A 15,509-nucleotide genomic window follows, 5' to 3' on the forward strand; every position below is an offset into this window, starting at 1 on the left:
ATGATTTGTCATAGAAAAAATACTTATATTTTACTTTTATAAAAGATATAAATTTTACTTAAAAATACTAAGTTGAATTTACAAACAGTGATAGGATTTGTTGAAGTGAGTTTTAGCTGTCTTATAAGTATATTGATGACGGACATTGTGTTCATGTCCGCGATTTTTTATGTCTAATTTTATTTTTAGATGTAGATATTGATCGCAGCTAATTGTTTTGTTCCCTAAGTATTGATTAATCACTAACTTCAACCCAAAAAAAGCAACTTAATGTTTATGAAGCCAATAACACTATATTTGTTGACTTTCAAGATTCGAGAGCAAAGAAAGTTGAGGGATTAGGGATTGCGATCGCTCTAAACAATCTCAATACATAATTCTCAATCCAGATTTTTTTAAATCCCCCAGGATTGTTATTAGAGGATGGGATTTAGTGTGATCATAAGCCCTGAAAAATACAAAAATAAAAATTTAAAATTTAAGGAATATTTTAGTTATGCCTAGCACTAATACTCTTGGGCAGTTCCGTATTGAAGCATCTCCAAACAATCTTGAATTACGTCAGAGTATAAATAGAATAAGAGCTAATATTAATGTTATTGAAAATGGAAAACTTTATGGAAACAAATATGGCAATGGAAGAACTCTAACCCAAATTGTTAGTGAAACTTGGTTAGATAATCCAAAAATTACAAATGAGGCATTAATAGCCAAATCTATGCATACAATTGATGATGTTAGAGGAACATTGTCAGAGGCATCCAGAAAAATAATAAAAGAAAATTTTCCAGACTATAAAACAGACCCATTACAAATCTTTGGTGCAACGCTTAAGGCTATTTTTATAACTTCAAATCCTGAGCAAATAGATGAAACGATACTCAATTTGCTCGATGCACAGACAGGATATGGACTAACTGGCCCAGGCGATTCTGCACCTAGTTTTCTTGTGCGCTATACGATAGACGATCCGAGAGGAGTGGGTACTTCCATACATGATAATTCTAGTATTGATGACCAAATAAATCTCAATCGTCAAGACGAGTTTGGTGCTGAGTTTGTTGATAGAAATAGTGAAAATAAAGCATTGTGGGGTTCTTACGGCGATATACCATCAGCTTTAGCTATGTTTGCTAGAGCAACTTTAGATATCATTGAAACAGCCCCAGCCTACCCTATTACTACTATGGGTATGATTGGCTCGTTCACTGGTAGTGAAATTGCATCTTATCTTGTTGATGATACATTTGCAAGTCAATTATTAGGAAAATCTATTGGTTCTACTGTTACTGGATGGGTAGGAGATGCTGTTAGTGAGTTTTTTTTAGATCCTAACTCACAAGTAGCTCATTCTATAACAGTTCTGTCTTTACCTAATCGCTTTGTTGGAAATCTTGTTTCTAACGCAGTATCTTTAGGTGCTGGAGAATTAGCTGAAAACGTCATTGACGCATTAGATATAGACAATACTTTAGCTGTAATTGGAGTCAATACACTTACTCAAGCAATTGTTGATTATGCTTTCACTTCAATAGCTGTAGAATTCTTTCCTCAGTTTGCTTTAAATTATCTTCAGATATCAAGTGTTGCAGAAATTACAGGCTTAAGTCTAGTTAATTCTTATGCTGGTCGTCTAAATTCTTATATTTACTCTTATGCTGGCTCTGAATTATACAAAGCTTTTGCTCGGTGGAATATTATCGGTGAAGGTCAAGTAAATCAAGGTTCAGCTATAGGCGGTTCATTAGGTGCTGCAATTATTCCAGCTATTGCTAAATTGCTTAGTTTTTCCTATTTAACAGGGCCACTAGGAATTTTTGTGGGAACAGTGATTGGTAGCCTTATCGGTGGATTCTTTGGGGATGAAGATTTTCCTCGTGCTGCGTATGTTGTTAACATTGTTGATGGAGAATTCATTGCTAAATTTGCATACGAGTTAGATGAGGGAAATACAGAAATTGCTCGTCAAATGGGTGAAGCGGCTAAAGATATTCTCAATTTCTTTGCACAAGCCACTGGTGGTCAATTGCTGTCTGTTGAGAATGTTTATTATGGTCATTACAAAGAACAATTAGTTTATCAACTACAAGATGATGCTCCTGGCGGAAGTAGTTATCGCAGAAGAGTAGGTTTTAATAATGCTCAAGCAGCTATTGAAGCAGGTGTAGTTTATCAAATCACTAAAACACAGATTGAAGGAGGCGATCGCTACATCAAACGCCTCTTTAATAATTACACCAATTCTAGAAGTAATCTCGAAGATTTTAACGAGCTTTTACAAATTGCTAAAGAATATGGTACTTATCAAGATAACCCTGTTTTATATCAGGAATATGTCAATAAACTTGCAGCAACATCAATTCAAGATGCAGATAAAAGAATTGTAGATTTGCAGTCCCATCCTTGGGATGGTTTTGTTCCCTCAGAACTCAATGATGATCTGATCAAAAAAGTTGCAACGAATCTTTTACCAACAACCATTACCCTTACCATCGAAGGCAATGATTTGATTGTCAATGGTGAAAGAATTTACGGTTGGGTAAAAACACAACCAGAAAATAAAATTCAGTTTCTCCGGTTTACTGATGGCAGCCTTTACACAATTAATGTAGATAAAGATAATAAAGTTACCCTAAATCTATACACGAAAGACCCCACCATCAGAGATTTTGGTTTAGATGTTTTACCTTCTCAAGTACGTTTGTCTCTCAGTGGCAATAATTTAAGTATTAATGGACAGATAATTGCTAACTGGTTGACAAATACAAAGAATCGTTTAGAAATCTTACGCTTTGCTGATGGAAGTCGTTTTAAAATCGTTGTGGAGAATAGCACAGTTAAGTTAGAAAATGAACTGGTCGCTAACTTTAAAATCGTCTTGGCTAAGGGGATAGAATTTAGCCTTAGCACACCACAATCTTCAGATAATTATAAAGGTAATAATGTCACTAAAATTATCTCTGGTAGTGGGGGTGTGCTTCAAGGGAATGATAATAGTGATGACGTTTTAATTTCTTCTTCAGCCGCAGAAACCCTTCAAGGTGGTAAGGGTGATGATGTTTACCGCTATAGTCTAGGAAATGGTAAAGATACGATTGAGGATATCGGGGGAGTAGATGTTATTGAATTTGACAGTAACATTCAACTGTCCAATTTACAGCTACAACAAAGTGGCAGTAATTTAATTATTAATATCATCAATCCGAGTAATCCCACTGCACCGATAACGAATCAATTAACTATCAAGAACTTTGCAACTAATAAAATTGAATTTATTCGCTTGGGGAATAACCAAGAATACTTTTTAGACAATTTTAGCGGGCAATGGCAATTAAAACCTGCTAATAGTGTTCAAACTGCGACTAGCAGCAATACCACTCTTCAAGGAACTATCGGTGCTGATGTTCTGCGAGGTTTAGGAGAGAATGACACCCTTGCAGGTGGTGCGGGAAATGATACTTATTTATATTCTTTTGGTGATGGTTTAAATACAACCATTTATGATACAGGAGATTACGAAGGTAAAGTTAGAGATGGTGGCATAGATACTCTTGTTTTAGGAACAAACACCATTCACAGCTTAAAGCTACAAAATAAGGATTTAATTGTTACTATTTCTTATGTTCTGCCATCATTTAATTCAAATGCTGCTACTAACGAGGCTCAACCTGTCACAATCACGATAAAAAATTGGGTTGATGAGAACAGCCGAATTGAATTTATCCGCTTGGCTAATGGCAAGGATTTTTATCCTACCTTAGCGGCTGATGGTTCAATTTCTTTACAACCAGTGTTAACTCAAGGAGAATCAACCATAGATGTTCAGCTAGATGTACCTGATAGTTACGCGCTGAGTTCCTACAAATTAGCAGTTGTGGACTTGTTTGGAAATGGACTTCAGTTAATTTCGGCTCAAGATTCCTTCGCTATGTCAGATTTAGATAATGATGGTTATCTAGAACAGACAGGATGGGTATCTCCTGCTGATGGAATATTAGTGATAGACAGAAATAATGATGGTCGAATTACTGACCTAAATGAGTTTATTTCCTTAACTAGTCAAACTAATGTTACTTCTATCAGTAGTTTAAATAGTAATGGCGATCGCTTACTGAATTCTCAAGACACTAACTTTGAAAAAATCCGAATTTGGATTGATGCCAATGGTAATCATAAAGTAGAACTAGGTGAATTAGCAGCCCTACATCGCTACGGTATCGAAGATATTTCCCTAGCAAGTCAACAGAAAAACTTTGAAGTAGCCGGAAATCTGATCACTGCTTCCACTTATTTTACTCAACTAGGCTATGAATTTAGAAAACGCTCCCAAATTTTTGATGTTGCTTTTGCTTATAATCCCAATGGCGTTAAATTAGAAACGCTACCCGGAGGTATTAACAAATTTAACTTTGAAAATAAACCCGACATTATCATTGCTGACGATACGGCGGGTAATCTGAATTTAACAATTGATCCCACTATTACCTACGCTGTCACCGGAGGTAAAGGAAACGATATCCTGACCATTTTAGCTAGTAGCACAACAGGGGGAATTCTCAATGGAGGTGCAGGAGATGATACCCTCACTGGTGCAGGTGGTAGCGATATTATTAACGGTGGTATAGGGAAGGATGTCATTAAAGCTGGTGCTGGAGACGATACTATTACTGTCGATAAAGATGATATTTTCACAAGTTTAGATGGAGGAGAAGGTTTTGATATAGTCACCATTGACTTAGATTCTCGCTTACATCTGATTCTCAAAGATAGTAATAACATCGAAGCTATTATTGGGACTAAAATTAGCAATCAAATTACTTACATTGGAGTTAAAGCAATTCTCATTTCTGGAGATTTTGGTAATGACATTCTCACAGGAGGAGAAGGAGACGACCAAATCGAAGGAGGAGAAGGTAAAGATAAATTATATGGTAATAAAGGCAATGATTTATTACTTGGTGGATTAGATGATGACAGCCTTTACGGAGAACAAGGTGACGACCAATTATATGGACAAGAGGGAGATGATTTTCTCGACGGTGGAGATGGTAACGATATCTTAGATGGTGGGATAGGAAATGATTCCCTCAAAGGAGGTTCTGGTCAAAATACTTATGTTTTTGGTCGTGGCTATGGAATTGATACTATTACTCAGAATAATCTAGGTCAAGATATTATCAGTTTTAAAGCAGGTATTAGTCCATCTGACATCACTTTCTGGCGCAGATCAAACAATGATGCAGAAAAAAATAATCTTTACCTAGCAATTAAAAATACTCATGACCGTCTCATCATTACAGATCAGTTAGTCAATAACGCTTACGGTATAGACCAATTTACATTTGCTGATGGGACAATTTGGACAAGAGAAAATATTCAAGCTTGGTTACTACAATCCACCCCTGGCGACGATTACTTATTGGGATATCAAAGTAATGATACCCTTGACGGTGGTGCAGGAAACGACTTATTGAACGGTGGTGCTGGCAACAATACTTATGTTTTTGGTCGTGGTTACGGAATTGATACTATTGCTGAGAATTCCAACACTGGTACAGAAACTCTCAGTTTTAAATCAGGTATTAATCCATCTGATATTACTTTCTGGCGAAAACCAAATAGTAGTTCAGAAAAAGATAATCTCTATTTAGCAATCAAAAATACCCATGACCAAATTGTCATTGAAGATCAGTTTAGAAGTGCTGCTTATGGCATAGACCAGTTTGTATTTGCCAACGGGACAATCTGGACAAGAGAAAATATTCAAACTTGGTTAATGCAATCTACCACTGGCGACGATTACTTATTGGGATATCAAAGCAATGATACCCTTGATGGTGGTGCAGGAAACGATCTATTGAACGGTAGTTCTGGCAACAATACTTATGTCTTTGGTCGTGGTTATGGAGTTGATACTATTGTTGAAAACTATAACACTGGTACAGATACTCTCAGTTTCAAAACGGGTATTAATCCATCTGATATCACTTTCTGGAGAGAATCAAATAGTAGTTCAGAAAAAGATAATCTCTACTTAGGAATTAAAAATACCCACGACCAAATTATTATTGAAGGTCAGTTTAAAAATAGCCCTTATGGCATAGACCAGTTTGTATTTGCTAATGGGACAATCTGGACAAGAGAAAATATTCAAACTTGGTTACTGCAATCCACCACTGGCGACGATTACTTATTGGGATATCAAAGTAATGATACCCTTGATGGCGGTGCAGGAAACGACTTATTGAATGGTGGTGCTGGCAACAATACTTATATATTTGGTCGAGGCTACGCAGTTGATACTGTTGTTGAAAACTATAACACTGGTACTGATATCGTTAGTTTCAAAGCAGGTATTAGTAAATCAGATATTATTTTCTGGCGAAAAACGAATAGTAGTACAGAAAAAGATCATCTCTACTTAGCAATCAAAAATACTAACGATCGCCTCATCATTGAAGATCAGTTTAGAAGCACCCCCTATGGTATAGATCAGTTTACATTTGCCGATGGAACAAGCATAACTCGGTCAGCTATCAACTCCATGTCTTTGCCAAGCAATCTCCCCGAAGATAACTTATTAACTGGAGATGCAAATGCCAATACTTTGGAAAATGCCACAGGCAATGATACCTTAGCCGGAGGTATAGGGAATGATATATATATTTTCAAGCAAGGTTATGGTCAAGATACCATTCAAGAAGACTACTCTGGCTTGAATAGCTACTATGACACCGTGAAATTTGGTGCAGGTTTAACTACCAACACAATGGAAATTGTTCGACAAGGTAATGACCTGATTTTCAAAGTCAAAGGTAGTAGCGATCGCCTGACAATAAAAAATCAATTTGATTATCCCTTTGAAGCAATTTCCATCGAAGAATTCCAATTTGATAATGGTGCAACTGTTTGGACGAAAGCAAATATCAAGCAATATTTATTAAAGTCTACAAATGGAAATGACTATATACTTGGTTATTCTTCAGGAACAAATGATACAGCTTTAAGTGGTGGTTCTGGTGAAATATTAGACGGTGGTTTGGGGAATGATATATTAGCAGGTGGAACAGGAAATGACACCTATATCTTTAAGCTAGGTTATGGTCAAGATACCATTCAAGAAAGTGAATATGTATGGCACACCAACTATGACACAGTGAAGTTTGGTGCAGGATTAACTACCAGCACAATGGAAATTGTTCGACAAGGGAAAGACCTGATTTTCAAAGTCAAAGGTAGTAGCGATCGCCTGACAATAAAAAATCATTTTGAGTATTACAAAGAATCACTAGCAGTAGAAGAGTTTCAGTTTGATAACGGTGCAATCATCTGGACTAATCAAGATATTAAACAATATTTATTAAAATCTACAAATGGAGATGATTATCTACTAGGTTATTCTGCTAGTGCCAATGAAGCAGCGACTAGTGGTGGTTCTCCAGAAACTTTAGATGGTGGCTTAGGTAATGATACTTTAGCAGGTGGAACAGGAAATGACACCTACATCTTTAAGCTAGGTTATGGTCAAGATACCATTCAAGAAAGTGAATATGTATGGCACACCAACTATGACACAGTGAAGTTTGGTGCAGGATTAACTACCAGCACAATGGAAATTGTTCGACAAGGGAACGACCTAGTTTTTAAAGTCAAAGGTAGTAGCGATCGCCTGACAATAAAAAATCATTTTGAGTATTACAAGGAATCACTAGCAGTAGAAGAGTTTCAGTTTGATAACGGTGCAATCATCTGGACTAATCAAGATATTAAACAATATTTATTAAAGCCTACAAATGGAGATGATTATCTACTAGGTTATTCTGCTAGTGCCAATGAAGCAGCGACTAGTGGTGGTTCTTCAGAAACTTTAGATGGCGGCTTAGGTAATGATACTTTAGCAGGTGGAACAGGAAATGACACCTACATCTTTAAGCTAGGCTATGGTCAAGATACCATTCAAGAAAGTGAATATGTATGGCACACCAACTATGACACAGTAAAGTTTGGTGCAGGGTTAACACCTAACACAATGGAAATATTACGTGTTGGAAATGACCTGATTTTCAAAGTCAAAGGTAGTAGCGATCGCCTGACAATAAAAAATCAGTTTGATTATTACCAAGAATCCCTTTCAGTAGAAGAATTCCAGTTTGATAACGGCGTAACTATTTGGACAAAAGAAGATATCAAACAATACCTATTACAGTCAACAGACGGAGATGACTATATAGTTGGTTATTCTGAAGGAATTAACAATGAAACATTAGATGGTGGTTTAGGCGATGATACCTTAGTAGGAGGTACAGGAAATGATACTTACATTTTTAAACACGATTATGGTCAAGATATTATTCAAGAAGGTTACTATGCCTTGAATAGTTACTATGACACAGTGAAGTTTGGTAGGGGATTAACTCCACAAACAATGGAAATTGTTCGACAAGGTAATGACTTGATTTTTAAGGTCAAAGACAACATTGATCAACTCACGATCAAAAATCAGTTTGATTATCCTTACGAAGTCCTTTCTGTGGAAGAATTTCAATTTGATAATGGTGCAATTATTTGGACAAAAGCAGACATTAAAAATTATCTTGCTAGTACCCTTAATAATGCACCTATTGTCACAAACGCAATTATAGATCAAACAACTGGCTCTAATAGTCCCTTCAACTTCACCATTTCCGTAAATACTTTCTCTGACCCAAATATAGGTGATAGCCTCAGTTATACAGCAAGCAAAGCAGACGGCACTTCTCTACCTAGTTGGTTGAAATTTAATTCCATCACCCGCACCTTTACAGGCACTCCCAGCGTAGCTGATGTAAGCACACTCAACATCAAAGTCACAGCAAGAGATCAAAAAGGCGCAACTGTCAGTGATACATTTGCTATCAACATTCGCAACCTCACTGGTACTGCTGGCAACGATAGCATCACTGGCACATCCAATGATGATGTAATTCAAGGCTTAGGTGGCAATGATACCATGTTTGGTTTAGCCGGAAATGACACCCTTGATGGCGGCACAGGTCAAGATACCATGACAGGAGGGTTAGACAATGACACTTACATTGTCGATAACAGTGCAGATAAAGTAGTCGAAAACATTAACGAAGGAACGGATACTGTTCGCGCATCCATCAGCTACACTTTGGGCGAAAATGTCGAAAATCTGATTTTCACTGGCACTAGTAGCCTTGCAGGCACAGGTAACGCACTCAAAAACCTAATTACTGGTAATAGTGGCAGTAACATTCTTAATGGTAAAGCTGGTGATGACATCATCAATGGAGATAGTGGTGACGATAACCTCAAAGGAGAATTAGGCAATGATACCCTTAATGGCGGTGCTGGTAACGACATACTAGATGGTGGCGCTGGCGACGATGTGATGATTGGTGGTGCTGGTAATGACACCTACTATATCGATAGCAGTAACGACCAAATTATAGAGGTAGTCAATGAAGGAACAGATATAGTCAATTCTGCTATCAGTTGGACACTAGGCTACAACTTAGAAAACCTCATTCTCACAGGTAGCAATGCCATCAATGGTACTGGCAATGGGTTGAAAAATAGTATTACTGGTAACACTGCTAATAACACCTTGTTGGGTGGTGATAATGATGACATTCTCAAAGGAGATGCAGGTAATGATACCCTCAACGGCGGTATTGGGAATGATAGTTTAGATGGCGGTGCTGGTAATGATGTAATGATTGGTGGTGCTGGTAATGACACCTACTACGTCGATAGCAGTAGCGACCAAATTACAGAACTAGTCAATGAAGGAACTGATACAGTTAGTTCTGTGATCAGTTGGACGCTAGGTAACAACTTAGAGAATCTTATCCTCACAGGTAGCAATCTTATCAATGGTACTGGAAATGCACTGATTAATAATATCACTGGTAACAGCGCTAATAATAACCTGTCTGGTGGTGATAATAATGACATCCTCACCAGTGGTGATGGCAATGATACTCTCAATGGCGGGAATGGAAATGACACCCTGATTGGTGGCACGGGTAACGATATACTTGTTGGTGGTGCTGGCAGCGACAAGCTCACTGGTGGCACTGGCAATGATAAATTTGTCTACAATAGTTTGAGTGAAGGCGTTGATACCATTACGGACTTTAGCAGTACAGATGATGTCCTGGTTGTACAAGCTTTGTTAGCTAGCTTGAACTACACAGGCACAAGTCCAATTACTAATGGTTATATCCGAGGTATTCAATCCGGTTTAAATACTCTCATCCAAGTTGATACTGATGGTGTTGCGGGAAATGCAAGTTTCAGCACCTTAGTCACACTTAGCAACTTTACTGCTACTAATTTCAGTCAGAATAATTTGATTTTCTAGGTCAACGTGAGTTCGATGTACAGGATTTTGACCTCACCCCCAGCCCCTCTCCGACGCGGAGAGGGGAGTAAAGAGTAGAAATATTAACGAAAAATGAAGGTTTTAAAGCCTCTCCCCTAAAAGGAGAGAGGTTTGGAGAGGGGTTTTTCAGATCGGTCGAATTCACGTTGGCTTAGATATAGTGTAAAAGCGATCGCTACAACTTTTCTCTTAACCATAGGCCAAGAAATTAGTCTATCCTAAAAGTAGTGAAAGATTAAGAAAGTTTAAAATTTGTTTCCAGTGAACTCATGCAATGTATCGTAAATCGCCGCGCTCAGTTTTCGGCTAGTCATCGCTATTGGTTACCAGAACTGAGTGAAGCCGAAAATATTGAGAAATTTGGCGCTTGCTCTCGATTTCCTGGACATGGGCATAACTATATCGTATTTATCTCTCTGGCTGGAGAATTAGATGAATATGGCATGGTGTTGAACTTGTCTGATGTGAAACAAGTTATCAAAAGGGAAGTTACCAATCAATTGGACTTTTCCTATCTCAACGATGTCTGGGCAGAATTTCAACAAACCTTGCCTACGACTGAGCATATCGCACGGGTTATCTGGCAGCGACTAGCACCCCACTTGCCTCTAGTCCGCGTACAGTTGTTTGAACATCCAGAACTTTGGGCAGATTATTTAGGAACCGGAATGGAAGCTTACCTCACTATCAGCACTCACTTTAGCGCCGCTCATCGGCTAGCACATCCTCGCTTGAGTCAAGAAGACAACCATGAGATTTATGGTAAATGTGCGCGTCCCAACGGACATGGACACAACTACCATTTAGAAGTGACAGTCAAAGGAGAAATTGATCAGCGCACAGGAATGATTGTGGATTTAGGTGCGTTACATCAGGTGATTGAAGATTATGTGGTAGAACCATTTGACCACACCTTTTTAAACAAAGATATTCCTTTTTTTGCTGAGGTTGTACCGACGGCTGAGAATATTGCTTTGCATATTAATAATTTACTGCGATCGCCTATCCAAAAATTAGGAGCCAAGCTGTACAAAGTTAAATTAATCGAGAGTCCAAATAACTCTTGCGAAATTTACACAACAGATTCAGAAACAAACGCTGTGAGTTCAGTAGAAAATCAACCAGTTTTAGTCAGAATATAAAACTGTAGAGTTATAAAAAGATATTTAGAACCCCCTCTTCTCAAAGAAGTCGGGGTTCTTGCTTCTCACAGATAATTTATGACGGCTCTATCATTTTCCCGATTACCTACCTAAGCAAATAATTTTAGTAGTCAAAGCCGATGCCTATAGATTAATTTCAGACACTAAAGTCTGCAAATCTGGTACTTCTAAATCAGGTTGAGCTATTGCTGGTAAAGCAGCACCAGCACCTTTTTGCTCTCCTCTCCTATTCACCCAAACTGTAGCAATTCCTAAAGACTTGGCTGGAACAATGTCATGATAAACGCTAGCGGCAACGTGTAATATCTGCTGTTGGGGGATGCCGATTCTCTCAATTGCTAATCTAAAGTTGTTGAGTGATGGTTTATAGCTTTTTGCCTGTTCGGCTGTGATGACATGATTAAATTCTACTTGTAGCAGTTTGGCAGAAAAGGCAAATAAATCATTATCTACATTGGAGATAATGACTAGACCAAACTTTTGCTTGAGAGATTTTAATGCTGCCACCGTATCAGAAAAAGGCTGCCAATGCTGAATTGAATCCGCCAGGGAATTTATCTCATGAGTTGTTGGTTCAAAGTCAAATTGTTCCGCAAACTTTTGCACTACACCCCGTAATACATCTCGATATCGACGATATTCCCCTTGTTCCAGTGCTGATTCAAATTCTGCAAAATGTTCTAGAATTAGTTCGTCACTTAAGTTTATATTATGAGCAGTTAAAACTGGCTGAATGGATGTTAGAATACCAGACTCCCAGTTAATCAAAGTGCCATAACAATCAAAAGTTAAAGCTTTATACTGGTTGAAATCAATCACAACTTTGACTCCACAGCTTTATTCATCATCTTAAAGATAGATTACACCAGACTATACCAGATTACAGTTGTCTGGTATTTTTCTCTATAAGTAATAGTGTATTTTATTATGCAGGTAAGTAATGTCGGCACTGAAATCAAGCCGATGTGAGAAAACCTTAACCTAAATTTGTACCAGCTTTAACTCATTCTTTGCTCATATTGTTATCTCTTCATAAGAAGATTGTGAAGTGTCTATGATAAAATACGGTAAATCTATCGGGGTTTAGATGTATCGATGCCATCGGCCCAAAGCCAGAAGCCAAATAAGAGTTCTCAAAGGTTACTTACATAACCTAAGTTGCTAGTCATAAATTTCCAGACTGGTAATAGGTAATAGGTGATACGTAATGAGTAATAATTTCCTCTCAATTACCTATTACCACCACTAGAGACTATATCTACATAACTAGCAACCTGGTTTACATAGTTGTGAAATTAAGTCTCTGCGTTAACAGCATCATGTCCATGTTTTTCTTGAGGAGTACAAATGCTTGAGGCTATCGCTGTTGCCTGGCTATTACTGTTTTTCGGCGATTTTTTGTCTACGTTCTTTTACCACGTACCCGAACACGTTTTTGGTAGCCTCCATCTAAAGACGCACCACTCATGGAAAAAGGATTTTCGTCACTACGCTATTTTGACACTCAATACCCAAGTGCTTTTAGATGGTATTTTAGGAGCGTTACCTTATCTAATAGTGGCAGCAGTTTTGTGGTCTTTCTCTCCCATTGGTGTGATTGCTGGATTATTATTGGGGCAATTTCATGTGTGGTGGAGACACGTTAGTGCTTTAGGTTGGCAAACTCCCAAATTTGCCAATATTTTATGTCAGGTTCTCTTTATCACTACGCCTGAGAGACACTGGTTACACCATCAAAAAACTAATTTGGGTTTTGGGGATATTTTTACCTTCTTTGAGCAGCCAGCACAAGTTTGGTTACGCTGGTTAAGACTGCTAAGAATTAGATTTCGTTACTCTCGTATCTAATTAGAAAGAGACGTAGAGACGTAGCAATGCTACGTCTCTACTAATAATTATGAGATATTGATTTTTTCTGGTTTCATGGTCTTGAAATTAATCCGAGTTAATTGGTAAGCACCTTTAATAGCTAAATTTTTGTATTCATCAGGTTGTAAGTCCATTCTAAAAAAGTTTTTCTTCTCAGTCAGCAACAACAACGAAGCAGGCTTAATTTGTTGATTAGCTTGGTTACGGATGTATTTCACACCATCTTTAGTAAACTTGATGAAATTAATTTGTTTGTGGCTATAAAAAACCACACTTGGTTTTTTAAAACCAACCATGAGTAACTCTTCTTTTGGTTGTTGTACTTGAGCAACAACAGCAGACAATTCTCTCAATGGTAGTTGACGTTCCTGATCCATTAACAATAGAGCCGGCATCAATACAACTATCATAAATGCTATTAATCCCAGCAAATTGACAGCAATAATTGAATGCCAATAGCGACGTACAATTAGCACAGCAACAACAATTGCTACCACTAGCCACAGCCAACCACCTATTGCTGGAATACCAGAATCTTGGATATTTTGCCGGAAGTTGGGGGCAGCTTGATCACTTCCTAATAATTGGGATAAGTGAAATAATGCTACTGCTAATATAGTGACAAAGATCACGTTTATCCATCCACTAATCTGTAAGAGAGAAAATGGATAATTAGGGACTGTCTTGGTTGTCTGTTGACTATGAGAAAAGAAATCACTCCACAACAAAGCCACCAAAATTGCGGCGGCTGGCATCAAGGGTAAGACATAGCTGGGTAATTTGGTGACAGCAACAGTAAAAAAGCTAAAGACACTGATAAACCAAATGCAGGCAAATACACCCAACTGCTGAGAACGTTCTTGATTGCGCCAATGCGATCGCTCCCATAACTTCAGTCGCACCATTGCCAAAGGCAGGTAAACTGAGTATGGAGCAAACAGTAACAGAACTATGACAAAGTAAAAATACCAAGGTGCAGAGTGACCATTAACGACTTCTGTAAAACGCTCCAGGTTGTGATAACCAAAAAAGGCGTTAATGAAACTCCAACCATTGCGCCAAATGACTAAAGCATACCAAGGAATAGACAATCCCAAGATCACCAAAATCCCTAAAATCAAACGCATTTCTCGTAATACTGTTCCCAACTGTCCTACATACAGCAGAAATGCCCCAATAATGATCCCCGGCAGGACAATGCCCACAGGGCCTTTAGTTAAAATTGCCCCAGCTATCAGCACATAACAAGCCAAATACCATTTGTGAGAAAATTTAGCATTTTGAGAGTATCCCAGAAAAAAGCATAACAGGGCAGATGCTATACACCCAGTCAGCAACATATCGGAAACACCAGTTCTTCCCCAAATCAGCATTTCTGGATTAAAGGCTGTGACGGCTGCGGCTATGGCGGCGGTTAAATAACGACGAATGGGGAATTGTGTTTGTTCTAACTCGTCTTTTCTGGCCAAAGACCACTGTACAGTGTAAAAAGCTAAAGCAACGACTGCAAAAGCTGCCAAAGCTGAAGGCATACGTACTGCCCATTCATTCACCCCGATCACAGCATAGGCGATCGCCTGACACCAATATATTAAAATAGGTTTATCAAAACGGGTTTGTCCATTGAAATAAGGTGTGATCCAATCACCCGTTACTAGCATTTGTCGGGAAGCTTCCGCAAACAGTGGCTCGGTTTCATCAATCAAGCCAACATTGCCTAAATTCCATCCATAAGCTACCCAACCAATCAGCATCAACCATAAAACTGACACAGTCACAGCAAGGGCTGGACGCTTAACTATCTCGTTGAACCACATCTTTACAGCGTCGGGAACGCTCAATTTCAACCTCATTAGTCAATAGTCAATAGTCAAGAGTCAATATCAACAGTTATCAGTTATTAACTTTTAACTTGTTGCATTGATCATAAGTCGTTGAGTACCGATGTTTTGTTCTTAAGTATTTCTAATTTTTCCCCATAAACTCAGAAAAGTGCTGAGTGCTGAGTGAGGGAGTGATACCATTTCACGTTAGTCATGATACACATAAATTATGTAGAGACGTTGCATTGCAACGTCTCTACTGTT

At 38.1% G+C, this 15,509-nt stretch carries 5 protein-coding genes; 3 read left to right on the forward strand and 2 right to left on the reverse strand.

What is annotated here, in order from left to right:
* The first annotated feature begins 496 nt into the window (after positions 1–496).
* The gene (locus tag FD725_RS10310; RefSeq protein ID WP_179048044.1) at positions 497–10,369 is read left to right on the forward strand and encodes a calcium-binding protein; all 9,873 of its coding nucleotides are present in this window, start codon (positions 497–499) and stop codon (positions 10,367–10,369) included.
* Positions 10,370–10,659: 290 nt separating this feature from the next.
* Positions 10,660–11,532, forward strand: coding sequence for a 6-carboxytetrahydropterin synthase (locus tag FD725_RS10315; RefSeq protein WP_179048045.1), 873 nt, complete (start codon positions 10,660–10,662; stop codon positions 11,530–11,532).
* Positions 11,533–11,676: 144 nt separating this feature from the next.
* Here FD725_RS10315 and FD725_RS10320 read toward each other — a convergent pair whose 3' ends face one another.
* Positions 11,677–12,372 carry a haloacid dehalogenase type II gene (locus tag FD725_RS10320; RefSeq protein WP_179048046.1) on the reverse strand — a complete coding sequence of 232 codons (696 nt, stop codon included), beginning with the start codon at positions 12,370–12,372 and terminating at the stop codon, positions 11,677–11,679.
* A gap of 528 nt (positions 12,373–12,900) precedes the next feature.
* On the opposite strand from FD725_RS10320, the gene FD725_RS10325 reads away from it, so the two are divergent.
* Positions 12,901–13,401 (forward strand): sterol desaturase family protein, encoded by a 501-nt coding sequence (locus FD725_RS10325; RefSeq protein ID WP_179048047.1) that lies wholly within the window; start codon positions 12,901–12,903, stop codon positions 13,399–13,401.
* A 47-nt stretch (positions 13,402–13,448) separates the two neighbouring features.
* On the opposite strand, the gene FD725_RS10330 is transcribed toward FD725_RS10325, so the two are convergent.
* Complete coding sequence (locus FD725_RS10330) at positions 13,449–15,275, reverse strand: glycosyltransferase family 39 protein (protein WP_179048048.1); 1,827 nt, start codon at positions 15,273–15,275, stop codon at positions 13,449–13,451.
* Between the last annotated feature and the right edge of the window lie 234 nt (positions 15,276–15,509).

Origin of the sequence: Nostoc sp. TCL26-01 (assembly GCF_013393945.1) — a bacterium.
Lineage (GTDB): Bacteria > Cyanobacteriota > Cyanobacteriia > Cyanobacteriales > Nostocaceae > Trichormus.